Below are 23,943 nucleotides of genomic sequence, written 5' to 3'. Positions count from 1 at the left end.
GCGTTCCCATCCGGCCGATACGCTGGGACCATGGATGAGTCCACTGGTGCCCCGCTCCCATCAGCGCTTCCCGCGGTGGGAGAGGACAAACGAGTACGGATCCACCACCTGGCCGCGGCGAAGGCCGCGGGCGAGCGGCTCACCATGCTCACCGCCTACGACGCCCCGACGGCGCGGATCTTCGACGCCGCCGGTATCGACATGCTGCTGGTGGGCGACTCCATCGGCGACAACATGCTCGCCCTGGACAGCACGATCCCGGTGACGGTGGACGAGCTCGTCCCGGCCGTCCGAGCCGTGGCCCGGTCCACCCGTCGTGCCATGGTGGTGGCCGATCTGCCGTTCGGCTCCTACGAGGCCGGCCCCCAGCAGGCCCTCGCCAGTGCGGTGCGCATGCTGAAGGAAGCCGGAGCGCACGCAGTGAAGTTCGAGGGCGGGGTGCGGGTGGCCGAGCATGTCCGCCTGCTCGCCGGCGCCGGGATTCCCGTGGTCGGGCACATCGGCTTCACCCCGCAGTCGGAGAACATGCTGGGTGGCAAGCGCGTGCAGGGGCGCGGCGACGACGGTGCCGAACGGCTCTGCGAGGACGCAGTCGCACTGCAGGATGCCGGGGCCGTGGCAGTGGTGCTGGAGATGGTTCCGGCACCGGTGGCAGCACGCGTCTCCGAGATCCTGCATATCCCGACGATTGGCATCGGCGCGGGCCCTCACTGCGACGGGCAGGTGCTCGTCTGGCTCGATATGGCCGGGATGGGCGACTGGTCCCCACGGTTCGCCAAGCAGTTCGCTCAGCTGGGTGCGGCGTTGCAGCAGGCGGCCTCGGACTACGCCTCAGAGGTGCGTTCCGGATCCTTCCCGGCGCCGCAGCACTCCTACGACGCCTAGGCCGGTCAGTCCCGGGCGTCCAGCCAGGTAGTCACGCCGTCGACGAGAGCCTCGGCGTAGGCCTGCCGGCCCTCCTCGCTCTCCATCCGAGCGGCGTCCTCGGCGTTGCGCATCTCCCCGAGCTCGAGCAGGACCGCAGGTCGCCGGGCGAAGTTCAAGGTGGCGAGATCATCGCGCTCGACCACGCTATCTGCGTCGCCCTCGCTCGGGGTGAATCCGCCATCCACGAGAGCTTGCACCATGGTGTCCGCAAGCGTTCGGCTGGGCTCGGCCTGGGATTCCGACAGCGGCGGGGCGGCCACCACGGCGTAGAAGCCGGCGTCGTCGGGGTCGGTCGAGGAGTTGGCGTGCAGCGAGAGCAGCAGTTCGACGTCGTTGTCCTCTGCGAAGGTCCCGCGCCGGTCCACGCACGGTCCGACGCCCTCGTCATCGCTGCGGGTGAGGAGCACGATTGCACCCTGGCGGCGAAGTTCATCGGCCATCACGGTGGCGACGTCCAACGTGAACTCGTGTTCGCTGTAGCCCGAGGTCGTTGTGTTGCCGACGGTGTCGCACGCGCTGCGTCCGCCGCGCCCGTCCGGCACCCGCTGCGCCAGATCGGAGCGGTCCTCGGGCCGAGCGTCGCTGTGGCCGGGATCGATGGCGATGCGGACGCCAACGAGCGGGCGCTCGCCCAGTCCGCCTCCGACGGGCTTACCAGCCGAGGAGTCTGAGTGATCGGCCACGGCGGCTGGTGCGATGGCGAAAGTGCCGGCCATGGCCAGCACACAAGCTCCGGCGACTCGGCGTATCGAGTGCGGCACTGCTTCTCCGTTCGCTCTCCGGTATCGACCCATCATGTCAGGCTGTGGTGACCGACCGCCAGGTCAGTCGTCGTCGGGGTCGTCCTCCCACTTGCGTTCGGCCTCTTCCCAGGCCTCGTTCCGGGCGCGTACCCGTTCAAGAGCCTGGGCGGCTTCCGCAGCAGTCGCATACGGACCGATCCGACTGGTCCAGTCGCTCACCTTCCCGTGCTCGACCTCACCTGTTTCAACATTGTAGTAGTAGGCCTCGTCCGATTCACCACGTGCTCCACTGGGCATGTCGGGCACCTCCTTCCACGATGCGAGTCTCCCACGCCGAGTGGCGCCTGCGCCTCTACACTTCACGCGTGGACCGGAGCTGATCCGGCCGCCAGCCTGCCCAGCTCCGGACGAAAGCGCACCATGACCAAAGAATCGCACGACGCCCTGACCGAAACACCGGACGAACGGATCGGCTTCGGCATCGATATCGGCGGCTCGGGCATCAAGGGTGCACCGGTGGACCTGCAGACCGGCAAGCTGCTCGCCAAGAAGTACCGCCTCCCCACACCGGAGGAGTCCAGCCCCGAGGCAGTGGCGGAGGTCCTCACCGGGGTGGTGGAGCACTTCGACCTACCGGCGGGTGCCCATATCGGTGTGACATTCCCCGGTGTCATCAAGAACGGCGTGGCGCAGACCGCAGCGAACGTCGACAAGCGCTGGATCGGAACCGACGTGGCAGAGGTCACGCGCACGGCGACCGGTCACTCGGCGTTCGTTGTCAACGACGCCGACGCCGCCGGTTACGCCGAGGCCGTGTACGGCGCTGCAGCGGGGCAGCAGGGCAGCGTGCTCGTGCTGACGCTGGGTACCGGCATCGGCAGTGCGCTGATCCACAACGGTGAGCTCGTGCCCAACTTCGAGCTCGGGCATCTCGAGCTGGACGGCTTCGACGCGGAGAAGCGGGCGGCGTCCTCGGTCAAGGACCGCGAAGGGCTGACGTACCCGCAGTGGGCCGAACGGCTGCAGCGCTACTTCTCCCACGTGGAGTTCCTTTTCTCCCCCGACCTGATCGTCGTCGGCGGTGGCGTGTCGAAGGACCACAAGGAGTTCCTCCCGCTGCTGAGCCTGAACACGCCGATCATCCCGGCGAAGCTGCGCAACAAGGCGGGCATCGTCGGCGCGGCAGCGCTGGCCGCCGAGAACGACTGACCGGGCGAGCCCGGCGGGTAGGCTGGGGTGTGGATGAGTCGGCCAGGCGGTCGCGTCGCGGGGAAACTCGCGCCGAGGAACGTCCGGGCTCCACAGGGCAGGGTGGTGGGTAACACCCACCCGGGGTAACCCGCGGGACAGTGCCACAGAAATCAGACCGCCGTCCGGTTAGCCGGGCGGTAAGGGTGAAACGGTGGTGTAAGAGACCACCAGCGTGCCGGGTGACCGGTGCGGCTCGGTAAACCCCACCCGGAGCAAGACCAGACAGGGAGTGTTCGAGGGCGGCCCGCCCGAGCTCCCGGGTAGGTCGCTGGAGGCGTGCGGCAACGTACGTCGTAGATGGATGGCCGCCACCGAGGCAAGTCCTCGGGACAGAACCCGGCGTACCGGCCGGCTCATCCCTCACTCCGGGCGGCGAGCCTACGCGCTCAAGACCATCGCGAACGCTGAGTTGTTCGGCGAATGCTGTTCAAACGCCGAAGAACTCAGCGTTCGGGCACCGGGAAGGGTCGGTCTCACCACGCAGGCGACGTACCAGCCGACCGCTGCACACGTCATAGGCTGCCGGGCGTGCTGATCCTACTGCCGCCCTCCGAGGGCAAGACGCCCCCTGCTCGTGGACGACCGGTCGACCTCGACACGTTGACCCGACCAGATCTCAGGGATGCGCGCACCCGGGCGCTACGGGAGCTGGCGGCGCTCAGCAGCGCACCGGACGCCGTCGAGAGATTGGGGGTGGGTGCCTCCCTCGCAGCGGAGGTGGCGCGGAACGTGGACCTGACAACGGCGCCCGCCGCGCAGGCGGCCACGGTCTACACCGGTGTGCTCTACGAAGCGGCCGGGCTCGCCCACCTGACCGGCACCGCACGCCGTCGGGCGAACGCCTCGGTGCGGATCATCTCGGCGCTGTGGGGTGTGCTCTCCCCCGCCGACCGGATCCCGGCCTACCGGTTGTCGATGTCCGCGGGGCTGCCCGGGATCGGGTCACTCGCGCCGTACTGGGCGCGCGCATTGGGCGAGCACCTGACACAGACTCATCCGGGCGTGGTGATCGACTGCCGGTCGAGTGCATATGTTCCGGCGTGGCGTCCGCCGTCCGGGACTGCCTGGCTCACTGTCCGGGTGGTGGCCGAGCAGGATGGCGTGCGGACCGTGGTCTCCCATCACGCCAAGCACACCCGCGGGATGCTCACGCGTCACCTGCTCACCCGGTCCGGCACTCCCCCACGGACGGTGGCCGAGGTCCTCCGCGCCAGCGAGGAGCTGGTGGGCACGGTTCTTCAGGAAGTCTCGATTCACTCTGCGACCGGCGCGGGGCCGGACACGCTGGAACTCGTCGTGGCTCAGGTATGACGTCGGCCGTGATCCCCTATGCCGACTGCGGTCCGGTGCCTGCCCCAGGACCGGTGACGACCCGCTCGACGAGGCGGTAGAGGCCGAACAGGGCCGCGATCGCCAGCGTCACGTGTAGCAAGAACGCCAGCGCCACGCCGGTGATGATGCCGGCGCGGGCGAATCTGCCCCAGGTCAGGGCAAGGACTGAGGGCACGACGATCGCGGCGACGCCACCACCGAGCAGCTCGGCACCCAGGCTGCGCTGGCCCATCCACGGCAGAACCGACCAGAGGTCAAGCAGGTCACCGGTGGCGATGAGCCCGATCAGGGTGACGGCACCGATCAGTGCCAGGACCGCGCCACGCCAGCGCCAGCGTCGCTGCGGCATCGTCCACATCGTCGCGATGCTCACCGCCGCCCACATCAGCCAGCTGCGTACCACGGGTGTGCCCAGTTCGCGCAGCGCCACCCGGAAGATCCGGTCCGCTTCGACCCGGTCGATCGGCGGGCCCTCGTAATCTCCCTCGATGACGATCGCGTCGTGCAGGACGGCAGCGGCCGAATAGCGCCCACTGCGCGGAACCAGCCAGGTGAACATCCAGGGCACAGACGCGAAGTCGGTGCGGAACTGTTCCAGGTCGGAAGGTACGACGAACGGCTCGTCGTAGTCGTCGCTGCGGTAGCCGATGCGGCGTAGCAAGGTGAAATCACGCCCGTCGACGCTGCGGACCTCCAGCCGGAGCGGCCCCCCGTCATCAACGTCGAAGAAGTGCCCCATCCTCACTCCTCGCCGGGGAGTCCGACGCCGAGAAGCTGAGTGAAGGTGTCCGCCTGGCGGCGCAGCACGGTTGTCGAAGCCGGCAGCAGCCGGAAGCGCCACCACGCACCGGGCGGAGCGAGCAGAGCCCGGCCCACCATGGCTCGAATGCTGACGGCGTGCGCCACAACCACCACGGTGCTGCCTGCGTACTGCTGGTGCAGGTCAGAGAGCATCTCCTCGGTGCGGACACCGACCGCTGCAGTGGACTCCCCGCCCCCGGGCGCCGGGATGGTGCCGTCGGTATGCCAGAGGGCGCGCTCGCCGGGCCACCTGGCGTCGATCTCTGCGGGGCGCAGACCCTCCCAGTCTCCGAAGTCGCACTCACGGGCGCGGTCCTCGATCGTCGGCGCCAGTCCGAGCATGTCACCGACGACGGCCGCGGTCTCCTGGGTGCGGACCATCGGGGAAGTGAGCACTGCGGACGGCGTGGGCAAGTCATCGAAGAGGCTCCGGCCGATGCGGTACGTCAGACGTGCAGCGGCATGCGCCTGCCGGCGCCCGATGTCGGTGAGCGAAGGCCCTGGCACCCCTGAGCCGGAGTAGGCCCCATGCGGTGTGAGTGGTGTTTCCCCGTGGCGCACGAGAACGACGGTGACGGCGTCACTACCGGCGGCGGCACCGCTCATGAGAGCCGGACGAGGATGTAGCCGTAGTCCTCGCTGCGGATCACTTCATCCGGCCCGGCGGCCGTGATTGCGGCCCGCTCGGTGAGGCTCAGCGTCAGCTGGACGCCCACGGTCGATTCGCCCTGGATGGCAACAACGCCGAGCCCTCCGGTCTGGGACCGCACTCGGTCGTAGAGCGACATCAGTCCGGCATCGATTCCGTCGGCAGCGACCTCACGGCGCCTGGTGACGTCGGCGATCTCACTGTCGAGCCGTTCGAACTCCCGGTCGCGCTCGGCCTCGGCCTCCGCGACCTGTGCGCTGATGGCGGCGAGCTGCTCATCGATCGCGGCCGCGTCCTTCTCAGCCGCTTCGAGCCGCTCCATCACTTCCAGCTCGACCTCTTCCAGTGCACCCTGACGTCTGGCGAGGGACTCGATCTCGCTGCTGAGTGCCTGCAGATCCTTCGGCGAGCCTGCTCCGGATTCGAGCCGCTTCCGGTCGCGTGCCGCGCGGATCTCCACCTGCTCCACATCGGCCTCGGCCTTGCGCAGCTCGCGGCGTACGTCCGAGACCAGCGTGTCGGTAGCGGTCTTGGCCCGCCCGAGGTCCTCGGCGCGTCCCTCCAGTTCGGCGAGCGTGGCCAGGGTGGGGTGGGACTTGCGCTGGTGGGCGAGCTTGGCGAGTTGGGTGTCGAGCGCTTGGACGTCCAGCAGGCGTCGCTGGTCGGCGGCAGGGGCAGTGGTCACAGGGTTCCTCCGGTCTCGGCTCCGCCCAGCCTAGTGGTCCACGGGTCGCTCACGCGGGTGCTGACGATCGTCTCCACCCGGCCACCGGAATCACCGGCGAGGGCCCGGGCGGCCACGGGCAGCCACGGCCACTCGGTGGCCCAGTGCGCTGCGTCGATCAGGGCGGGTGCCCTGTCCTCCTCTCGCGCTTCCCCGGCCCGGTGGTGGCGGAGATCGGCGGTCAGGTACACATCCGCCCTAGCCGCGCGGGCCGCCTCGAGGTAGGAGTCCCCAGCGCCGCCGCACACGCCGACGGTGGTGATGGTGGCGTCGAGGTTGCCGCTGACTCGGATACCGCCCGCGGTTGCCGGCAGGCGTTCGGCCACGACTGCCGCGAGTTCGCGTAGCGTCGTCGGTTCCTCCAGATACCCCACGCGTCCCGCGCCCACGTGCGACGACGGTGCATGCGTGGCGAGAAAGGAGTACGCCGGCTCTTCGTACGGGTGAGCGTCGCGCAGTGCGGCCGTGACGGCGTCCCGCCGGCCGGGTGGCACCACCATCTCCAGACGGCGCTCGGTGACACGTTCGTGGGTGCCGACCGCGCCGATGGCCGGCTCTGCGCCGTCCTGCGGGGTGAACTCGCCGGTTCCGGTGACCGACCAGGCGCAGCCGGTGTAGTCCCCGACCGCGCCGGCACCGGCCTCCGCCAGTGCCACTCGGAGAGGTTCGGCCTCGGGCTCCGGTACGTACACCACGAGTACGTCCAGCGCCCGCCCCGGGGCCGGCACCAGCGGCCGGGTCTCCGCCAGGTCCAGCAGAGCGGCGAGAGCGTCGTTGACGCCCCCGGCGGCGATGTCGGCGTTGGTATGGGCGACATACAGGCCGATGCCCTCGGAGATGAGCCGGTGGATGACCCGCCCCTTCGGGGTGGTGGCGGCCACCGAGTTCACCGGTCGCAGGAGCAGCGGATGATGGGTGACCAGCAGGTCCGCACCGGCTGCGGCGGCCTCGGCGACGACCTCCTCGGTGGGGTCGACGGCGAACAGCACGCGCTCGACGGGCGCCTGTGGTTCCCCTACAACGAGGCCGACGGCGTCCCACGACTCCGCCGTGGCCGGCGGGTAGCGGCGCTCCAGCAGCTCGATCACGTCACTCAGGTGCAGCGGTGCGTCCATTCGTTGAACCTACCCCGAGGTGCGGACAGTCTCGCCCGATCGTGGCGAACACAGGTGGTCGATCTACGCTCGGAACACACGTGCGCTGGTGCACGTTGCCCCACTAGCGCACGATGAACGTACATTCACTCCGATGTCGCCGGTACTCTGGTCGGCTCGGCCCGATCGTGCGCACGTCACGGCAGAAGCCGATACCAGCTGCAGACAGGAAGAATGTGCACGGAAACAACACCGCCCGATTCACGAGAGCGGCTATGCTCTCGGTCACCTCGGGACTGCCGGGCACGGTGACCACCTCGGCGCACATCCAGGAGCGATTGGCCGACGTTCTGGACCGGCTCCGACTGCCCCGCAACCTCCTCGAGCGGGTGGCCGGGGTGCTGGAGCGCCGCACCTGGACCGGCGACGAGGACGTGCACTCCGGGACGATCGGCGCCGCCAACCGCGCGCTCACACAGGCGGAGGTCAAGCCCGAGGAGATCGATCTCCTGATCAACACCTCGGTCTCGCGACCGCACCTCGAGCCCTCGGTGGCGGCTCGGCTGCATCACGGACTCGGACTGCCGTCCTCCGCGCTCAACTTCGACGTGACGAACGCCTGCCTCGGCTTCGTCAATGGCATGAGCCTCGCGGCGAGCATGGTCGAAACCGGGCAGGTCCGTCACGCCCTCGTCGTCGCCGGCGAGAACGTCGACGACGTGCATGCGGCCACCATCGAGCGGCTCCTGAGTGCGAACCCGAGCCGGGACGAACTCATGCAGGAGTTCGCGACCCTCACGTTGGGCTCGGGTGCGGCCGCCACGGTCATCGGCGCGGCGGAGGACCATCCCAGGAGCCATCGGCTACTCGGCGGCGTCACGCGCGCGGCCACACAGTTCCACGACCTGTGCGTGGGAAGCGCTGACGGCATGTTCACCGACGCCGCCGGCCTGCTCAAAGGCGGCCTGGACCTCGTCGTCTCTGCCTGGCACGAGGCCGAACCGGAGTGGCGCTGGTCACAGGCCGACCGCTTCGTGACCCATCAGGTCTCCCGCGCCCACACCGATGCCATCACCGAGGCCATCGATCTGGATCCTGCCAAGGTGCCGACCACCTTCCCCACCCTCGGCAACGTCGGCCCGGCCTCGCTACCGATCACCCTGGCTGCCGAGCAGGACTCCCTCGACCCGGGCGATCGCGTCCTGCTCATGGGCGTCGGTTCCGGCCTGAACACGGCGCTCATGGAGATCGTCTGGTGACCGATGCCGGCATCCCTGCCTCACTGACCACTCTGCCCGGACTGGATCCCGCATGGAGCCGGGTGGTGCAGGTTCCCGGCGCGGCAACCGACACGGGCACCCGCAGCACACCCGCGCTGCGATCCTGGCACGTGCTCGATACCGGGCCCGTACTCGACGACGGCGGCCATGAGATCGCCGGAACCGTGCTGGCCGTGCACGGCAACCCCACCTGGTCCTATCTCTGGCGGCACCTGCTGACGGCGAGCCTCGCCCAGGCTGAAGCCGGCGGCCCGGCCTGGCGCATCATCGCAGTCGACCAGCTCGAGATGGGCTTCTCCGAGCGCACCGACGTGGTCCGCGATCTCCCGCAACGGATCGCCGACCTCGGCGCGCTCACCGACGCTCTCGACCTCGGGCCCGTCGTCACCCTTGGTCACGACTGGGGCGGCGTGATCAGCCTCGGCTGGGCGCTGGCACACCCGGACCAGCTCGCCGGCATCGCACTGCTCAACACGGCCGTCCACCAGGGCCCGGGGCCGATCCCGGCACCGCTGCGGCTGGCCGGCACCACGGGTGTCCTCACTGCGGCAACGCGCAAGACCACCGCGTTCCTGGAGACCACCCTTGCGCTCGCACACCCGCCCCTGACGGCGCCGATCCGGGCCGCCTACCGGGCGCCCTACCGCAGTGCCACTCGGCGCCGCGGGATCGCTGACTTCGTGGCCGACATTCCGGCCGGCGAGGAGCACTCCAGCACGCCGGCCCTGGCCGCGATCGCCGAGGGAGTGCGGGGTGTGCGCGTTCCCGCGCTGCTCGTGTGGGGCCCGCGTGATCCGATCTTCAGCGACCGCTATCTCGACGATCTCGCCGACCGACTGCCGCACGCCCGCGTACACCGGTTCGAGGGTGCCGGTCACCTGGTGGCCGAGGACGCCCCGTACGCCTCCGCGGTTCTCGACTGGCTGCCCACCCCCGGTGCGACGCCGACGGAGAGCGACGCCGCACCCGCTGACCACAGCAGCCACACGCCCAAAGCAGAACCAGCCTTTCGCCCCCTCGGCGCCGCTCTCGAGGAGCGCTCGAATGATCACGACATCGCCGTCGTCGACATGGCGGGAACGTCGCCGGTGCGGGTGAGCTGGCGGCTCCTGGCTCGCAACGTGGAACGCCTCGCGGCGGGCCTGCTCGGCGCCGGGGTGCAACCAGGCGATCGCATCAGCTTGCTCGTCCCTCCCGGACCGGACCTCACGGCGAGCGTGTACGCGTGCCTGCGGATCGGGGCCGTCGTGGTGGTCGCCGACGCCGGCCTGGGGGTGGCCGGGCTGTCCCGCGCCGTGCGCGGAGCGCAGGCCGACGTCGTGATCGGGCAACGTCAGGGACTCACGGCCGCGCGCACACTCGGCTGGCCCGGCCGCCGGATCTCGGTGGACACCCTTCCCGCGGCCGTGGCAGCAGCGCTGGGCGTGACCGCCTCGCTCCCCGCACTGATGCGTGACGGCGAACGCCACCTCGCCGAGGGGATGCAGCTTCCACCGCACCCCGGGCCCGAAGAAGACGCCGCCGTGCTCTTCACCTCCGGGTCCACCGGACCCGCCAAGGGTGTGCGCTACACCCACGCCCAGCTCGCGGCGGTCCGGGACGTGCTGACCGCCGAGCTCGGCCTGACGCCCGAGACCGGCCTCGTGACCGGGTTCGCACCGTTCGCGCTACTCGGCCCAGCCCTCGGGACGCGCTCGGCCACGCCGGACATGGACGTCTCAGCGCCGCGCACGCTCACCGCCCGTGCCGTGGCTGACGCCGTGGCGGCCTCCGGCGCCAGGACCGTGTTCCTCTCCCCGGCCGCAGTACTCAACGTCGCCCGGACCGCCCACGAGCTCTCGGCAGCCGATCGCGAGGCGCTGGGCGGCGTCACCCAGTTCCTCTCCACCGGCGCGCCGGTCAGTGCTGTCGTGCTGGGCTCCGTGGCCGAGCTCATGCCCGCCGCCGTGGCGCACACCCCGTACGGGATGACCGAGTGCCTCCTCGTCACCGACATCACGTTGCCGGACATCCTCCGCGTCGCCGACGCCCACGACGCCGGTGTCTGCGTGGGTAGGCCGGTGCACGCTGCCCGGGTGCGGATCAGCGCTCTCGATTCCGGTGGCACAGCGGTGGGAGCACCGGTGCGGGACCCCGGCGTGCTCGGGGAGGTCCTGGTGAGTGCACCGCACCTCAAGGACGGCTACGACCGTCTCTGGCTCACGGACCTCGCCGCCATCCGCGGCACCCCGGACGACGGCGGCCGGTGGCACCGCACGGGCGATGTCGGCCATCTCGACGACGCAGGCCGGCTGTGGATCGAGGGACGGCTCGCGCATGTCCTCACGACGACGTCCGGCCCGCTCGCCCCGGTCGGACCCGAGCAGCAGGTGGAGCGTGCCGAGGACGTGCGGCGGGCGGCGATCGTCGGCGTCGGGCCGGCAGGGATCCAGCAGGCCGTCGCGGTGGTGGAGACGAACAGTCGGGCGCGGCGCGCCGGCCTGGCCACGGCCGAGGTGACCGAGCAGGTGCGCGCTGCGTGCGCCACTCCCCTGGCCGCCGTGCTGGCGGTCCCGGAGCTGCCGACCGACGTGCGGCACAACTCGAAGATCGACCGCGGCGCCCTGGCCGCCTGGGCGGATCGGCTGCTTGCGGGCGAACGTGTGCGGGCTCCCCGATGAAGGTCCTGGTCACCGGTGCGAGCGGATTCCTGGGCCGCGCGGTCGCGGTGCGGATCGCCGGCGCCGGTCACGCGGTCACCACGCTGCAGCGTCGTCCTAGCGGGGCGCCCGGGGTCAGCGACATCCGCGGAAGCGTCACGGATGCGGCGCTGGTGCGCCGCGCCGTCGACGGTCAGGACGCGGTGGTGCACCTCGCGGCGAAAGTGTCGCTGGCGGGCGATCCAGCCGAGTTCACGCGCGTCAACATCGAGGGCACCCGAGCACTGCTGCGGGCGGCCCGTGCGGCCGGGGTGCGGCGCTTCGTGCAGGTCTCCTCGCCGTCGGTGGCGCACGTGGGCCGTTCCCTGGTGGCGGCCGGCGCCGAACCCGCCGACCCCGAGCACACGCTCGGGCACTACGCCCGGACGAAGGCTGCCGCCGAGTTGCTCGCCCTCTCCTACGACTCACCCGGTCTGGCGGTCCTCGCCGTACGACCGCACCTCGTGTGGGGGCCCGGCGATCCCCAGCTCGTCGCGCGGATCGTCGATCGTGCCCGGCGAGGCCGGCTCCCGCTGCTGGATGAGGGTGCGGCACTGATCGATTCCACCTATATCGACAATGCCGCCGATGCGATGCTCGCAGCAGTGGAGCGCGCCGAGGCTGCCCGCGGCCGCGCCTACGTGGTCACCAACGGTGAACCGCGTCCCGTGGCAGAGTTACTCGGCGGGATGTGTCGCGCGGCGGGGGTGCCTGCTCCCTCGTGGCGGGTACCCGGCAGACTGGCTCGTATCGCAGGCGGCGCCGTGGAGCAGATTTGGGCATTGCGACCCGGACAGGACGAGCCCCCGATGACCCGGTTCCTCGCAGAGCAACTCTCCACTGCGCACTGGTTCGACCAGCGCGGCACGCGCCAGGCGCTGGCGTGGCAGCCCCGGGTGAGCATCGCCGACGGTATGGCCCGGTTGGCGCAGTCCTACCGCGACGAAGGATAGGGCTCGCGTCAGGCTGAGGTCTCGTGGGCCGGTAATCGCCGGAGAGAAGGTCGCGTGGCGAACGAGCCTTTGCACATGCCCGACTACGTAGGACGCTGTCTCGCCGCGGACGCTGCGGAGTCAGCGGCTTCTGCGGCGTCGTGTGTGGTCTTGGTGAGCGCCATGATTGGTGTCGCGACGTTGTTCTCGATCCCCGCCGCGATCTCGTCCACCTTGCTGCCGACGGCACCTACAGCGGAACGTCGTACATCACTGACCTGCCGGAAACGCAGAGCGAAACTACCCGTTTCACGGTCCAGATGAATCCGCAGCAACTCTTCGTCTGTGAGTACGCGCGTGGACCGGGCCCGGCCGACCGTGGCGACGGCCATGGCCATGGCCGTCGCAGTGTGGCGGCATCGTTGGACGGACCTCTACTCGGACAAACGGATTCGCCTCGGCTACGCCCTCCTCCACGATGCCTACTTCAAACTGGGATCGGTCGTGTCTTTGCTCGCCCCGTCTTGGATGCGGGCCACTGACCTCCTGGTGGCGGGAAGGCTCAACCAGTTCCGTCATCATGCTGTTCTAGCAGCAAGCCGGACCAACGGCATCGTGATCAACGAAGCAGAAGGGCAGCAACCCGACTCGCCGGACCGTTCGTAGCCCCATCTTCCATGTATTAGCACGTCTGAAATTGTGGGCCCAGAGGGACTCGAACCCCCGACATCCGCGGTGTAAACGCGACGCTCTAACCAACTGAGCTATAGGCCCTGGCGAGGGGCAAGGATAGCAAGCGACACGGCTGGCACGCACCGCCCATCACTTCGATCCCGCCTCGTCACTGCCCGGTCCGCCCGGCACAGGCCACTGGCCACGTTCGCGGAGCACCTCACGCAGTACGTCGATGCGGTCCGAGACGATGCCGTCCACCCCGCGATCCAGCAGCGTCCGGATCGTCGCGGGGTCATCGATCGTCCACACGTGCACCTGCATGTGCTGGTGGTGCGCGCGGCGTACGAACGCCTCCGTGGCGATCTCTATCCCCCGCCAACGCTTGGGTACCTGCAGCGCGACCGCACCGGCACGCGCGGAGGCCCGCGAGCGTCCGAGCAGCATCGCGACCACCTCGCGCGGCGATGCCGACGTGGCCATCTCCGGTGCCAGCCGCCGCACTCGCCGCATCCGGGGATCATTGAACGACGCGACGACCACCCGGTCCTCCACGCCGTGTCGGCGCACGGCCTCGATCGCCGGCTCCACCACGTCATCGGACTTCACGTCGAGATTGACCCACAGGTGCCCGAACTCCTCCAGCAGCTCAGCCAGGGTCGGGATCGACTCACCACCGCTCAGGGTCGCCGCACGCAGGTCCGCCGCCGACAGCTCCGCCACGGCGATGCTCTCTCCCGTCACCCGGCCCAGGTCCGGGTCATGGACCACGAACGGCACACCGTCGCGGCTGGCACGCACATCGGTCTCGATGTAGGTGTACCCCAGCTCGACGGCATTGCGCACCGCCGTCAGGGTGTTCTCGATACCGGCGTTCGCAGGCAGACCCGCCCCGCCCCGGTGAGCCAGCGCCAGCGGCCCTCCTGGGAGTCTCATGCCGCCGCTCGCAGGGCTCTAACCGCCGTCAGATAGTCCTCGACGCTGCGCGCCTGGCCACGAGGGCTGGTGACGGTCCAGGCCAGGGTGCCCTCGCCGTCGATCAGCACACTCACCCGATCTGCGGCTCCGTCGGCCCCGTTGAACGCGCCATACGCCCGGGCGATCACTCCGTGCGGCCAGAAGTCCGAGACCAAGGTGAAGGGCAGTTGCTCCACTTCAGCCCACGCCCGCAACACCATCATCGAGTCGCAGGTCACGACCACCAGCCGTGTACCGGCGGCCGTGAGTTCCTGGTGCGCGTCCCGCAGCGCAGCCACCTCGCTGCCGCACACACGTGTGAAGGCGAACGGGATGAACACCAGCAGCACCGGTGCGCCGCGCAGCGCCTCCAGTGACACCGGCGTGCCATGGGTGTCCGGGGCCGTGAATCCTGGCGCCGGGCGGCCCACGTGCAGACTGCTCCCGAGGGAGGTGGTCACCGACCCCGCCCGCGGGTGGTGAGCCGGAAACCTGACCAGTTCTCCCCTGCCGAGATCGTGCTCGTCGAGTGCAGACCGGCGGTCCGCGCTGCTTCGTCGACCTCCGGCGGGCGCACGTGCCCTGGCCGTCCGGGCTTGGGGGTGAAGACCCAGATCAACCCGCCATCTTCAAGGGTCGTCATGGAGTCGGTCATCAGATCGGTGAGGTCGTGGACGTCACCGTCGTCTTCCCGCCACCACAGAATGGCGGCGTCGGTGACGTCATCGAAGTCCTCGTCCGCGAGCTCCTGCCCGGTGACCTGCTCGAGCTCCGCGCGCAGTTCCTCGTCGACATCCTCGTCGTACCCGAACTCCTGGATGACCTGTCCTTGCTTCACCCCGAACCGGGAACCCTGCTGGTCCTCGGTGCTCGCGGTCCCTGCCACGTTCGCCTCTCCTTCGCCGACCCCGCCCGGATGGCGGAGATATGAGACAACCGAACCGCACAAGCACACCTGAGCGCAACCGAACGCTCCGCCGCCGGGGATATCCGCCCCTCTGCCGACGCCCCTCGGTGCGGTGTCGGGGATGTCACACCTGCCGACGATGGCGTGCCTATGCCAAGGCATGACAATAGGATCGTCAGCGCAGTCCCTTGTGGTGTCCACACACCACGCAAGGATGATCGCCGAGCGCCGTGACCCGGTGCGGAGAGAAGAGAAGAGTCGTGACCTCACGCAACGAAGCCGGACCTCTGATCAATGGCCTGCTCAGCCAGGTTCCGGACATCGACCCGGACGAGACCGGCGAGTGGCTGGAGTCCCTCGACGGCCTGATCGAGGCCCGGGGTGGCCCGCGGGCCCGGTACATCCTGCTGAACATGCTCAAGCATGCGCGCGAGCGTGACGTCGCCGTCCCCTCGGCGATCACCACGCCCTACGTCAACACCATCGGTGTGCACGACGAGCCGTATTTCCCTGGCGATGAAGCCGTCGAGCGTCGCTACCGCTCCTACCTGCGCTGGAACTCCGCCGTGATGGTGACGCGAGCACAGCGACCCGGGGTCGCCGTCGGTGGCCACATCTCCTCCTACGCCTCGGTCTCCACGCTCTACGAGGTGGGTCTGAATCACTTCTTCCGTGGCAAGGACCACCCCGGTGGCGGCGACCAGATCTACTTCCAGGGCCACGCGGCGCCCGGGATGTACGCCCGCGCCTACCTCGAGGGACGTCTCACCGAGGATCAGCTCGACTCCTTCCGCCAGGAGCTCTCCCGCCCTGGTGGGGGCCTGCCGTCCTATCCGCACCCGCGGAACATGCCCGACTTCTGGGAGTTCCCCACGGTGTCGATGGGTCTGGGGCCGGCGAGCGCCATCTACCAGGCCTGGGTCAACCGCTACATGCACTTCCGCGGCATCAAGGACACCTCCGAGCAGCGGGTGTGGGCCTTCCTCGGCGACGGTGAGATGGACGAGCCGGAGTCACGCGGCATGCTGCAGCTGGCCGCCCAGCAGAACCTGGACAACCTCACCTTCGTGGTCAACTGCAACCTGCAGCGGCTCGACGGTCCGGTACGCGGCAACGGCAAGATCATCCAGGAGCTCGAAGGCTTCTTCCGCGGCGCCGGCTGGAACGTCATCAAGGTCGTCTGGGGTCGCGAGTGGGACGCCCTGCTCGAAGCCGACAAGGACCGTGCCCTGGTCAACCTCATGAACAACACCCCGGACGGTGACTTCCAGACGTACCGGGCCGAGGACGGCGCGTTCATCCGCGAGCACTTCTTCGGGCGCGATCCGCGCACCAAGGCACTCGTGGCGAACATGAGCGATGACGACATCTGGGCGATGAAGCGCGGCGGGCACGACTACCGCAAGCTGTTCGCCGCCTACAACGCCGCCGTCAACCACACCGGCGCTCCCACCGTGATCCTCGCGCACACCGTCAAGGGCTACGGCCTGGGCTCCTCCTTCGCGGGCCGCAACGCCACGCACCAGATGAAGAAGCTCAAGGAGAACGACCTCAAGGGCCTACGGGATTCGCTGCGCCTGCCGATCTCCGACGAGGCCATCGAGGCCGACCCGTACCTGCCGCCCTATTACCACCCCGGCATGGACGCCCCGGAGATCGAGTACATGATGGACCGGCGCAAGAAGCTGGGCGGATTCCTGCCCGAGCGTCGCTCCAAGTACACCGAGGTCACGCTCCCGGCAGACAAGGCCTACCAGCGCCTGGCCAAGGGCTCCGGACAGCAGGAGGCAGCCACGACGATGGCCCTCGTGCAGCTGTTCAAGGAGCTGTTGCGGGACAAGGAGTTCGGTCACCGGATCGTGCCGATCATCCCGGACGAGGCACGCACCTTCGGCCTGGACGCGATCTTCCCGAGCCTGAAGATCTTCAACACCAACGGCCAGAACTACCTCTCGGTCGACCGCGAGTTGCTCCTGAGCTACAAGGAGGACGAGACCGGCGGTCTGCTGCACACCGGCATCAACGAAGCCGGTTCGGCCGCTGCCTTCCAGGCCGTCGGCACCTCCTACGCCACGCACGGCGAGCCGATGGTGCCGTTCTACTTCTACTACTCGATGTTCGGGTTCCAGCGCACCGGCGACCAGTTCTGGGCCGCCGGTGACCAGCTCACCCGCGGCTTCCTGATCGGTGCCACCGCCGGCCGGACCACGCTGACCGGTGAGGGCCTGCAGCACGCTGACGGGCACTCCCCCGTGCTCGCCGCCACGAACACCGCGGTCGTCCAGTACGACCCGGCCTACGGTTACGAGATCCGCCACATCGTCAAGGACGGCCTGGAAAGGATGTATGGAACCGACGCCACGTCTGATTCTGGCCGCGATCCGAACGTCATGTACTACCTCACGGTGTACAACGAGCCGATGATCCAGCCCGCCGAGCCGGAGGACGTCGACGTCGAGGGCATCCTCCAGGGCATCCACCGCCTCGAGGCTCCCACCGACGGCGATGGTCCCGTCGTGCAGCTGCTCGCCTCGGGCGTGGCCGTGCCGTGGGCACTCGAGGCGCGCCAGATCCTCGCCGAGGACTGGGGCGTGCGCGCCGCCGTGTGGTCGGTGACCAGCTGGGGCGAGCTGCGCAAGGACGGCTTGGCGGCCGACCGCGAGGCGTTCGTCAACCCCTCAGGTGAGCAGCGCGAGGCGTACGTGACCGCGAAGCTCAAGGATGCCGGCGGCCCGTTCGTGGGCACCTCCGACTACGACTTCCAGGTACCGGACCTCATCCGCACCTGGGTCCCAGGTGACTACTGGACGCTCGGTGCGGACGGCTTCGGCTTCTCCGACACCCGTCCGGCCGTCCGTCGTCACTTCCTCATCGATACTCAGTCGATCGTCACCCGCGCACTGCAGGCGCTCGCCCAGCGCGGTGAGGTGGACGCCGGCGCCCCGGCGCAGGCAGTGGAGAAGTACCAGCTGCTCGACGTCAACGCCGGCACCACCGGCACCGCAGGCGGAGACGCCTGAGGTCGCATCCCCAACAGCGCACCACCACGACGGCGGAGCCCACCTGCATCACGGTGGGCTCCGCCGTCGTGTATCGAGCTTTGGCAGAGACGGTGCGGTCTCAGTCCGCCGTGCTCGCGTCGGATTCTGCCCGCGCCACGAACGGCTCCAACTCGGCAACGATACGTGGCGTGTCGTGGTGAGTACTCAGCTCGGCCAGGTCCCGCAGGTGTCGGCGCGCATCGGTGACCCGCCCCGCTTCCAGGGCTGCTTCGACGATCTGGCGCCCCGCCTCGGGTGACTGCTCAGCCGGGGACCAGTGCCCGACGCCCAGCCCGAGCGCCTCGGCGGGCAGATGGGCGGCGCGCAGCATCTTGATTCCCTCGATGAGCGCCAGTCCGGATGTCTCGCGCTCGCAGGCGGCACCGAGCCGCCGCATGGCGCCTTCCTTGTCGTCCTCGAGGGACAGGCGGGCCAGCTCGATCAGTGGATACCAGCCGCGGGGGCGCCCGGCCAGTTCCTCCGCCAGGGCCCAGTGCGCCGTGTCCGCCTCCCGGGAACTGGTCACCGGAGCGACATCAGCGGTCAGCGGGTCCGGGTGCTCGACCTCGGCAGCACGTCGTCGCACGATCTCAGCGAGGGTAGAGAATGCCTCGACATCGTTCGGGTCCTCCTCGAGCCGCGCCCGCAGTCCCGCCTCGGCCTCGGCGTCCGGCGGTGGCGGCGCCGATGTGACCCGTGCCTGCGCCTGAGGACGGCTCGGAGCAGGGCGGAAGGCGTCTCGTAGGCGCTTGATCAAGGACATACGTCCAGCGTATCCGAGCACCTCGTGGCCCACCCGCGCTCCGGGGGCAGCCGTACCCATCGCGCCGGCGGCCCATCGTTTTGTGGGATTCCCACAATCGCAGAGGGTACCCTCGGCGCATGACGAGTGCGCGGGGTGACTCCTCGACCCCGGAGATGGTGCGCAGGCTGCGCGGCGGGACGGATCTGCTCACCGCCGCCGCCATGCGGCGCCTGGACGCCGAACTGCCCTGGTACCGAGCGCTGCCTGCCGAGGATCGCTCGTGGATCGGGCTGGTCGCCCAATCCGGGATCGCCAGTTTCATCACCTGGTACGAGAATCCGGGCCGCGGCTCCTACAACGCCGCCGAGATCTTCCGCGCCGCTCCACCCGAGCTGACCCGTTCGATCTCCTTGCAGCACACACTGCAGCTGGTGCGGATCGTCGTCGAGATCGTGGAAGGGCACACCGAGGAGTTGGCGGCCCCCGGTCAGCAGGCCACGTTGCGGGAGGCGGTGCTGCTGTACTCGCGCGAGGTCGCATTCTCCGCTGCCGAGGTCTACGCCCGCGCGGCCGAGAGCCGTGGCGCGTGGGACGCACGCCTGGAAGCACTCGTCGTCGATTCGCTGCTGCGGGGCGATCCCGACGATTCGCTGCACTCGCGCGTGGCCGCGCTCGGATGGGCGGGCCGTGGCAGCACACTGGTGATGGCCGGAACAGCGGAGGAGACGCTGGACGAGGTCGGTGCCGCCGAGCTGCGCCGTGCCGCCCGGCGAACCGCTCAGGACGCGCTGGTGGGGATCCAGGGCAATCGCCTCGTGGTCGTGCTCGGCGGCGAGGGCAACCTGCGTGAGCAGGCGCACGCCCTGCTGGACAGGTTCGGACCGGGACCGGTCGTGATCGGCCCGGAGGTGCCCGAGCTTGCGGATGCGGGGCGTTCCGCGCGCGCGGCCCTCTCGGCGCTGGACGCCGTCCGTGCCTGGCCGAGCGCCCCACGCCCGGTGCTCGCCGACGAGCTGTTGCCCGAGCGTGTCCTCACCGGCGACCGGGATGCCCGCCGCACATTATTGGCCGAGGTGTACACGCCGTTGCAGGCCGTCGGCGGACCGTTGTTGCAGACCTTGAGCGTGTACCTGAACGAGGGGCGTTCCCTGGAGGCGACCGCCCGTCAGCTGTATGTGCACCCGAACACCGTGCGCTACCGACTGCGGCGGATCGCGACGGTCACCGGATGGGACCCCGTCGATGCGCGGGAGGGATTCGTCCTGCAGATCGCGATCGCCGTCGGGAAGCTCGCCGAGGGTGTGGCCTTGTGACGCACGCTCGATTTGTAGGATGTACACAAACGCCCCGAAACAACCTGGTGCAATCCGTCGTGCCCGGATCACCACCGACGACGGAAAGGTGAGAACGGTGATCGCACTACTCAGTCCAGGACAAGGAGCGCAGGCTCCCGGCATGCTCGCCCCATGGCTCGAGGTGCCCGGCACGGACGACCTGCTCAGCGCCTGTGCCGAGGCCGCCGGGCTCGATCTGCGCACACTCGGCACAGGCGCCGATGCGGAGACGATCAAGGACACGGCCGTGGCACAGCCGCTGATCGTGTCCGCCTCGCTGCTGAGCCTGCACGCCCTACAGGCGGCACTGCTCACCCGCGAGGCCTCTCTGGCCGGCACCTCGGACTGGGTGGACATCGCCGCCGGGCATTCCGTCGGCGAGTTCGCCGCTGCCGTCGCGGCCGGGGTCCTGATCCCCACCGAAGCGCTCCACCTCGTCGGCGTGCGCGGAGCAGCCATGGCCGAGGCGGCTGCACGCGCGGAGACCGGGATGAGTGCCGTCGTCGGTGGGCAGCCGGCGGAGGTGGAGGCGGCCCTGGCCGCCCACGATCTCGTCGGCGCGAACGTCAACGGCGGTGGGCAGGTGGTGGCAGCCGGGTTGCTGACGGACCTGCGAGCCCTCGAGGCCGATCCGCCGGCGCGAGCCCGGGTGATCCCGCTCGCAGTTGCCGGCGCCTTCCACACCTCCTACATGTCCCCCGCCGTCCAGGCGGTCCAGGCAGTCGCCGATGGCCTCTCCCCTGCCGACCCGTCCCTGCGACTGCTCAGCAACGCGGCCGGCAACACGATCGCCTCCGGCAGCGAGGCGCTCGCCGCACTCGTGGCACAGATCTCCTCACCTGTGCGCTGGGACCTGTGCCAGGAGGCCATGGTGACGGCGGAGGTCACCGCCGCTGTCGAGCTCGCCCCGGCGGGTGTGCTCACGGGCCTGGCTCGCCGCAACATGCGTGGGGTGGAGACCGTCGCGTTGAAGTCGCCCGACGACCTCGATGCCGCAGTCGACCTGATCATCCGCACCCGCTCCACGAGGGAGTCCTGATGTCCAAGCCCACACTCGCCCAGCGCCCGACGGTCGCCGGCAGCCGCCTGCTCTCCGTCGGCGGGGTCCGCGGCGAGAATCTCGTCCCGAATGACGACATCGTCGGTCCGATCAACTCCTCGGACGAGTGGATCCGCCAGCGCACGGGAATCCGCAGCCGGGCACGCGCGAACGGTGACACGACCGTCAAGGATCTGGCCGTCGGCGCCGCACAGGACGTCCTGGCCAAGGCATCGCTGACCGGGAGCGACATCGGCGCAGTACTCGTCTCGACGGTGACGCACTTCGAGCAGACACCCTCGCTCGCGGCGATGGTGGCGGACGCGATCGGTGCCACCCCCGCGGCGGCGTATGACATCTCCGCTGCCTGTGCCGGCTACTGCTACGGCATCGCCCAGGCGGACGCGATGGTCCGCTCCGGTGCCGCCGAGCACGTGCTCGTCATCGGCGTGGAGAAGATGAGCGATTTCATCGACCCCACCGACCGGTCGATCTCCTTCCTGCTCGGAGACGGTGCCGGTGCGGCGGTCGTCGGACCGTCGGACACCCCCGGGATCGCACCCACGGTCTGGGGCAGTGACGGCGGACAGGCCGGCGCGATCTACCAGACGCACTCGTGGCTGGACTACCGGCGGGCCGAGCTCGGTGAGCCTGTCCCGACCGACACGCCGGAGCTGGCCGAGGAGGTCAGCCAGATCACCTCCCCCACGCTGCGCCAGCAGGGCCCGACCGTGTTCAAGTGGGTGATCTCCTCGATGCCGGAGATCGCCCGGCGCGCGGTCGCAGCAGCTGGTCTGGAGCTCTCCGACATCGATGTCTTCATCCCGCACCAGGCCAATATGCGCATCACCGACCAGCTGTTGAAGCTGATCGACTTCCGCGAGGACGTCGTGGTCGGCCGTGATATTGCCGACACCGGCAACACCTCGGCAGCATCGGTCCCGCTTGCCACCGAACGCCTGCTCCGCGAGGGGCAGGCCCACAGCGGCGACATCGCGCTCCAGATCGGCTTCGGAGCCGGCCTGGTCTACGCCGCGCAGGTCGTCATCCTCCCCTGAGCGCGTCTCACACCATGCCCTGACCGACGAGGACCCCGCGCGCCGAATGGCGATGCAGGCTCACTGTCGGCAACACTGGACCCGACTCACGTCGAACACCAAGAAACGGAGAACCCATGGCGAACAGCAACGAGGAGATCCTCGCCGGTCTGGCGGAGATCGTGAACGAGGAGACCGGACTGGCTACGGACGCTGTCCAGGCCGACAAGTCGTTCACCGACGACCTCGACATCGACTCGCTGTCGATGATGACGATCGTCACCCTGGCCGAGGAGAAGTTCGAGGTACGCATCCCGGACGAAGAGGTCAAGAACCTCACCACCGTGGGTGACGCGGTCGCGTTCATCGCCCAGGCCCAGGCCTGAGGTCACGCCGCCCATCCGGCGCCGCCGGGCGCGTCACCTCGTCGGTGACGCGCCCGGCTGCGAACACTCACCCCCAACTTTCCTGACGGAGACTAGCCATGACTGACCAGCCGAATGTCGTCGTCACCGGACTCGGTACCACCAATCCTCTCGGTGGCGACGTCGAGAGCACGTGGGCCGGAGCCCTCGCGGGCCGGTCCGGGGTCCGCACCCTCACTGACGACTGGGTCAGTCGATACGACCTGCCCGTGACTTTCGCCGGCCAGCTGGCCGTTCCGGCCGAGGACGTGCTGGCACGCCCCGAGATGCGGCGGATGGACCCCAGCGCGCAGTTCGCCATGATCGCTGCCCGTGAGGCATGGGCCGACGCCGGCGCTCCGGAGATCGACGGTGAACGCCTCGGTGCCGTGGTGGCCTCAGGTATCGGCGGCGTCACGACCCTGGTCAATGCGTGGGACACCATCAAGGAGAAGGGCGTCCGGCGCGTCCTCCCGCTGACCGTGCCGATGTTGATGCCCAACTCTCCCGCCGCCTACGTCTCCATCGAGGTCGGCGCGAAAGCCGGCTCCCACACCCCGGTCTCAGCCTGCGCCTCCGGTGCGGAGGCGATCGGCTATGCCCTGGAGATGATCCGCACCGGGCGTGCCGACATGGTCGTGGCCGGTGGCACCGAGGCCGCCACCCATCCACTCCCGATCGCGTCATTCGCGAAGATGCAGGCGCTGTCCACCCGCAACGACGATCCGGCGGGCGCATCACGGCCCTACGACGTGGATCGCGACGGATTCGTCCTCGGTGAGGGTGCCGCCGTCGTGGTGCTCGAACGGGAGGATCACGCGCTCGCCCGTGGAGCGACCATCTACGCTCGCATCGCCGGTGTCGGTATGAGTGCCGACGCCTACGACGTCGCCCCTCCCGACCCCTCCGGTGCCGGTCAATCGCGTGCGCTGCGCCTGGCGCTGGAGAACGCCGGGATCACCCCGGCCGACCTGGTGCACGTGAATGCCCACGCCACCTCGACACCCGCCGGTGACGGCGTCGAGGCTGCGGCGATCCGCGCCACGCTGGGCGATGACGCCGACCACATCGCCGTCTCGGCGACGAAGTCGATGACCGGCCATCTCCTCGGTGGTGCCGGCGCACTGGAGTCCCTGTTCACGATCCTCGCCGTACGCGACCGGAAGGCCCCGCCGACGATCAACGTGGCCAACCCGGAGCCCGGCCTGCCGATCGACCTCGTCCGCGACGCCCCACGCGATTTGCCGTCCGGGCAGATCGCCGCGGTGAACAACGCCTTCGGGTTCGGCGGGCACAACGTTGCCCTGGTGGTGACGAACGCCTGAGCATCGCCGCACAACCACGACGGCGGCCGGTCACCCTGGGTGACCGGCCGCCGTCGTGCGTGCCGAGAGCT

Annotated in this window: 24 protein-coding genes, 1 tRNA gene and 1 other RNA gene; 14 read left to right on the top strand and 12 right to left on the bottom strand. The window is 69.5% G+C overall.

The features are described from left to right. The first annotated feature begins 30 nt into the window (after nt 1–30). Complete coding sequence (gene panB / locus FV560_RS06640) at nt 31–885, top strand: 3-methyl-2-oxobutanoate hydroxymethyltransferase (protein WP_159620720.1); 855 nt, start codon at nt 31–33, stop codon at nt 883–885. 5 nt (nt 886–890) lie between these two features. Here the strand turns inward: panB and FV560_RS06635 are convergent, their stop codons facing one another. Then, complete coding sequence (locus tag FV560_RS06635) at nt 891–1,643, bottom strand: N-acetylmuramoyl-L-alanine amidase family protein (RefSeq protein ID WP_159620719.1); 753 nt, start codon at nt 1,641–1,643, stop codon at nt 891–893. A gap of 108 nt (nt 1,644–1,751) precedes the next feature. Then, the gene (locus FV560_RS06630) at nt 1,752–1,967 is read right to left on the bottom strand and encodes a hypothetical protein (protein WP_159620718.1); all 216 of its coding nucleotides are present in this window, start codon (nt 1,965–1,967) and stop codon (nt 1,752–1,754) included. 123 nt (nt 1,968–2,090) lie between these two features. On the opposite strand from FV560_RS06630, the gene ppgK reads away from it, so the two are divergent. The 3 genes from ppgK to FV560_RS06615 all read left to right on the top strand — a co-directional run bounded on the left by ppgK (nt 2,091) and on the right by FV560_RS06615 (nt 4,232). Then, entirely contained in the window at nt 2,091–2,879 is a 789-nt protein-coding gene (gene ppgK, locus FV560_RS06625; protein WP_159620717.1) for a polyphosphate--glucose phosphotransferase, read from the top strand. A 34-nt stretch (nt 2,880–2,913) separates the two neighbouring features. Next, nucleotides 2,914–3,281, top strand: an RNA gene (gene rnpB / locus FV560_RS06620) — RNase P RNA component class A. A gap of 168 nt (nt 3,282–3,449) precedes the next feature. After that, nucleotides 3,450–4,232: a YaaA family protein gene (locus FV560_RS06615; RefSeq protein WP_159620716.1), complete on the top strand. Its 783-nt coding sequence runs from the start codon at nt 3,450–3,452 to the stop codon at nt 4,230–4,232. 16 nt (nt 4,233–4,248) lie between these two features. Here the strand turns inward: FV560_RS06615 and FV560_RS06610 are convergent, their stop codons facing one another. The 4 genes from FV560_RS06610 to FV560_RS06595 are packed head-to-tail and all read right to left on the bottom strand — an operon-like array spanning nt 4,249 to nt 7,542. Next, a complete protein-coding gene (locus FV560_RS06610; RefSeq protein ID WP_159620715.1) occupies nt 4,249–4,992 on the bottom strand; it encodes a DUF1353 domain-containing protein in 744 nt (247 codons plus the stop codon). A gap of 2 nt (nt 4,993–4,994) precedes the next feature. After that, entirely contained in the window at nt 4,995–5,660 is a 666-nt protein-coding gene (locus FV560_RS06605) for a histidine phosphatase family protein (protein WP_159620714.1), read from the bottom strand. Further along, nucleotides 5,657–6,388 (bottom strand): zinc ribbon domain-containing protein, encoded by a 732-nt coding sequence (locus tag FV560_RS06600; protein ID WP_159620713.1) that lies wholly within the window; start codon nt 6,386–6,388, stop codon nt 5,657–5,659. The genes FV560_RS06605 and FV560_RS06600 overlap by 4 nt, the downstream gene beginning before the upstream one ends. After that, the gene (locus tag FV560_RS06595; RefSeq protein WP_159620712.1) at nt 6,385–7,542 is read right to left on the bottom strand and encodes a Nif3-like dinuclear metal center hexameric protein; all 1,158 of its coding nucleotides are present in this window, start codon (nt 7,540–7,542) and stop codon (nt 6,385–6,387) included. Before FV560_RS06595 ends, FV560_RS06600 begins: the two co-directional genes overlap by 4 nt. Before the next feature lie 254 nt (nt 7,543–7,796). Here FV560_RS06595 and FV560_RS06590 point away from each other — a divergent pair, with 254 nt between their 5' ends. From FV560_RS06590 to FV560_RS06580, 3 genes are read left to right on the top strand one after another with little or no spacing between them, the layout of a single operon-like run. After that, nucleotides 7,797–8,780, top strand: coding sequence for a 3-oxoacyl-ACP synthase III (locus FV560_RS06590; RefSeq protein ID WP_235019965.1), 984 nt, complete (start codon nt 7,797–7,799; stop codon nt 8,778–8,780). Next, nucleotides 8,777–11,461: an alpha/beta fold hydrolase gene (locus tag FV560_RS06585; RefSeq protein ID WP_235019964.1), complete on the top strand. Its 2,685-nt coding sequence runs from the start codon at nt 8,777–8,779 to the stop codon at nt 11,459–11,461. Before FV560_RS06590 ends, FV560_RS06585 begins: the two co-directional genes overlap by 4 nt. Beyond that, nucleotides 11,458–12,432, top strand: a complete 975-nt coding sequence (locus tag FV560_RS06580; protein ID WP_159620701.1) for an NAD-dependent epimerase/dehydratase family protein — start codon at nt 11,458–11,460, stop codon at nt 12,430–12,432. The genes FV560_RS06585 and FV560_RS06580 overlap by 4 nt, the downstream gene beginning before the upstream one ends. Nucleotides 12,433–12,515: 83 nt before the next feature. Here the strand turns inward: FV560_RS06580 and FV560_RS06575 are convergent, their stop codons facing one another. After that, nucleotides 12,516–12,809 (bottom strand): hypothetical protein, encoded by a 294-nt coding sequence (locus tag FV560_RS06575; protein WP_159620699.1) that lies wholly within the window; start codon nt 12,807–12,809, stop codon nt 12,516–12,518. Here FV560_RS06575 and FV560_RS06570 point away from each other — a divergent pair. Beyond that, nucleotides 12,802–13,077 carry a hypothetical protein gene (locus FV560_RS06570; protein ID WP_159620697.1) on the top strand — a complete coding sequence of 92 codons (276 nt, stop codon included), beginning with the start codon at nt 12,802–12,804 and terminating at the stop codon, nt 13,075–13,077. The two genes, FV560_RS06575 and FV560_RS06570, sit on opposite strands and share 8 nt — an antisense overlap. Before the next feature lie 34 nt (nt 13,078–13,111). Here FV560_RS06570 and FV560_RS06565 read toward each other — a convergent pair. The 4 genes from FV560_RS06565 to FV560_RS06550 all read right to left on the bottom strand — a co-directional run bounded on the left by FV560_RS06565 (nt 13,112) and on the right by FV560_RS06550 (nt 14,926). Then, nucleotides 13,112–13,185, bottom strand: a tRNA-Val gene (locus FV560_RS06565). Between the two features lie 48 nt (nt 13,186–13,233). Next, nucleotides 13,234–14,019 carry a glycerophosphodiester phosphodiesterase family protein gene (locus FV560_RS06560; RefSeq protein WP_159620695.1) on the bottom strand — a complete coding sequence of 262 codons (786 nt, stop codon included), beginning with the start codon at nt 14,017–14,019 and terminating at the stop codon, nt 13,234–13,236. Further along, nucleotides 14,016–14,501, bottom strand: a complete 486-nt coding sequence (locus FV560_RS06555) for a redoxin domain-containing protein (RefSeq protein ID WP_200837557.1) — start codon at nt 14,499–14,501, stop codon at nt 14,016–14,018. Before FV560_RS06555 ends, FV560_RS06560 begins: the two co-directional genes overlap by 4 nt. Further along, nucleotides 14,498–14,926 carry a DUF3052 domain-containing protein gene (locus FV560_RS06550; protein WP_235019963.1) on the bottom strand — a complete coding sequence of 143 codons (429 nt, stop codon included), beginning with the start codon at nt 14,924–14,926 and terminating at the stop codon, nt 14,498–14,500. Before FV560_RS06550 ends, FV560_RS06555 begins: the two co-directional genes overlap by 4 nt. Before the next feature lie 281 nt (nt 14,927–15,207). Between FV560_RS06550 and aceE the strand changes: the two genes are divergently transcribed. After that, nucleotides 15,208–17,967 (top strand): pyruvate dehydrogenase (acetyl-transferring), homodimeric type, encoded by a 2,760-nt coding sequence (gene aceE / locus FV560_RS06545; RefSeq protein WP_159620691.1) that lies wholly within the window; start codon nt 15,208–15,210, stop codon nt 17,965–17,967. Nucleotides 17,968–18,067: 100 nt separating this feature from the next. Here aceE and FV560_RS06540 read toward each other — a convergent pair whose 3' ends face one another. After that, nucleotides 18,068–18,751: a hypothetical protein gene (locus tag FV560_RS06540; protein WP_159620689.1), complete on the bottom strand. Its 684-nt coding sequence runs from the start codon at nt 18,749–18,751 to the stop codon at nt 18,068–18,070. 119 nt (nt 18,752–18,870) lie between these two features. On the opposite strand from FV560_RS06540, the gene FV560_RS06535 reads away from it, so the two are divergent. The 5 genes from FV560_RS06535 (at nt 18,871) to FV560_RS06515 (ending at nt 23,872) form a co-directional block, all read left to right on the top strand. After that, nucleotides 18,871–20,046, top strand: coding sequence for a PucR family transcriptional regulator (locus FV560_RS06535; protein WP_159620687.1), 1,176 nt, complete (start codon nt 18,871–18,873; stop codon nt 20,044–20,046). A gap of 88 nt (nt 20,047–20,134) precedes the next feature. After that, the gene (locus FV560_RS06530) at nt 20,135–21,106 is read left to right on the top strand and encodes an ACP S-malonyltransferase (protein ID WP_338049695.1); all 972 of its coding nucleotides are present in this window, start codon (nt 20,135–20,137) and stop codon (nt 21,104–21,106) included. Next, nucleotides 21,106–22,164: a beta-ketoacyl-ACP synthase III gene (locus tag FV560_RS06525; RefSeq protein WP_159620683.1), complete on the top strand. Its 1,059-nt coding sequence runs from the start codon at nt 21,106–21,108 to the stop codon at nt 22,162–22,164. Before FV560_RS06530 ends, FV560_RS06525 begins: the two co-directional genes overlap by 1 nt. Nucleotides 22,165–22,280: 116 nt before the next feature. Then, nucleotides 22,281–22,529: an acyl carrier protein gene (locus tag FV560_RS06520; protein ID WP_159620681.1), complete on the top strand. Its 249-nt coding sequence runs from the start codon at nt 22,281–22,283 to the stop codon at nt 22,527–22,529. A gap of 98 nt (nt 22,530–22,627) precedes the next feature. Further along, a complete protein-coding gene (locus FV560_RS06515; protein WP_159620679.1) occupies nt 22,628–23,872 on the top strand; it encodes a beta-ketoacyl-[acyl-carrier-protein] synthase family protein in 1,245 nt (414 codons plus the stop codon). Nucleotides 23,873–23,943 lie beyond the last annotated feature (71 nt).

This window comes from Ruania rhizosphaerae, from assembly GCF_009805705.1.
GTDB lineage: Bacteria > Actinomycetota > Actinomycetes > Actinomycetales > Beutenbergiaceae > Ruania > Ruania rhizosphaerae.
Note: the sequence above shows the minus strand (reverse complement) of the source record. Positions and strands in the feature narration are given on the sequence as shown.

Bases quoted from the DNA above. Each gene is read 5' to 3' on its own strand.
- FV560_RS06525 (WP_159620683.1), top strand. From the start codon at position 21,106: ATGTCCAAGCCCACACTCGCCCAGCGCCCGACGGTCGCCGGCAGCCGC.
- panB (WP_159620720.1), top strand. From the start codon at position 31: ATGGATGAGTCCACTGGTGCCCCGCTCCCATCAGCGCTTCCCGCGGTG.
- FV560_RS06605 (WP_159620714.1), bottom strand. From the start codon at position 5,660: ATGAGCGGTGCCGCCGCCGGTAGTGACGCCGTCACCGTCGTTCTCGTG.
- FV560_RS06540 (WP_159620689.1), bottom strand. From the start codon at position 18,751: ATGTCCTTGATCAAGCGCCTACGAGACGCCTTCCGCCCTGCTCCGAGC.
- FV560_RS06570 (WP_159620697.1), top strand. From the start codon at position 12,802: ATGGCCATGGCCGTCGCAGTGTGGCGGCATCGTTGGACGGACCTCTAC.
- FV560_RS06560 (WP_159620695.1), bottom strand. From the start codon at position 14,019: ATGAGACTCCCAGGAGGGCCGCTGGCGCTGGCTCACCGGGGCGGGGCG.
- FV560_RS06610 (WP_159620715.1), bottom strand. From the start codon at position 4,992: ATGGGGCACTTCTTCGACGTTGATGACGGGGGGCCGCTCCGGCTGGAG.
- FV560_RS06575 (WP_159620699.1), bottom strand. From the start codon at position 12,809: ATGGCCATGGCCGTCGCCACGGTCGGCCGGGCCCGGTCCACGCGCGTA.
- FV560_RS06580 (WP_159620701.1), top strand. From the start codon at position 11,458: ATGAAGGTCCTGGTCACCGGTGCGAGCGGATTCCTGGGCCGCGCGGTC.
- FV560_RS06635 (WP_159620719.1), bottom strand. From the start codon at position 1,643: ATGGCCGGCACTTTCGCCATCGCACCAGCCGCCGTGGCCGATCACTCA.
- FV560_RS06595 (WP_159620712.1), bottom strand. From the start codon at position 7,542: ATGGACGCACCGCTGCACCTGAGTGACGTGATCGAGCTGCTGGAGCGC.
- FV560_RS06590 (WP_235019965.1), top strand. From the start codon at position 7,797: ATGCTCTCGGTCACCTCGGGACTGCCGGGCACGGTGACCACCTCGGCG.
- ppgK (WP_159620717.1), top strand. From the start codon at position 2,091: ATGACCAAAGAATCGCACGACGCCCTGACCGAAACACCGGACGAACGG.
- FV560_RS06535 (WP_159620687.1), top strand. From the start codon at position 18,871: ATGACGAGTGCGCGGGGTGACTCCTCGACCCCGGAGATGGTGCGCAGG.
- FV560_RS06515 (WP_159620679.1), top strand. From the start codon at position 22,628: ATGACTGACCAGCCGAATGTCGTCGTCACCGGACTCGGTACCACCAAT.
- FV560_RS06520 (WP_159620681.1), top strand. From the start codon at position 22,281: ATGGCGAACAGCAACGAGGAGATCCTCGCCGGTCTGGCGGAGATCGTG.
- FV560_RS06630 (WP_159620718.1), bottom strand. From the start codon at position 1,967: ATGCCCAGTGGAGCACGTGGTGAATCGGACGAGGCCTACTACTACAAT.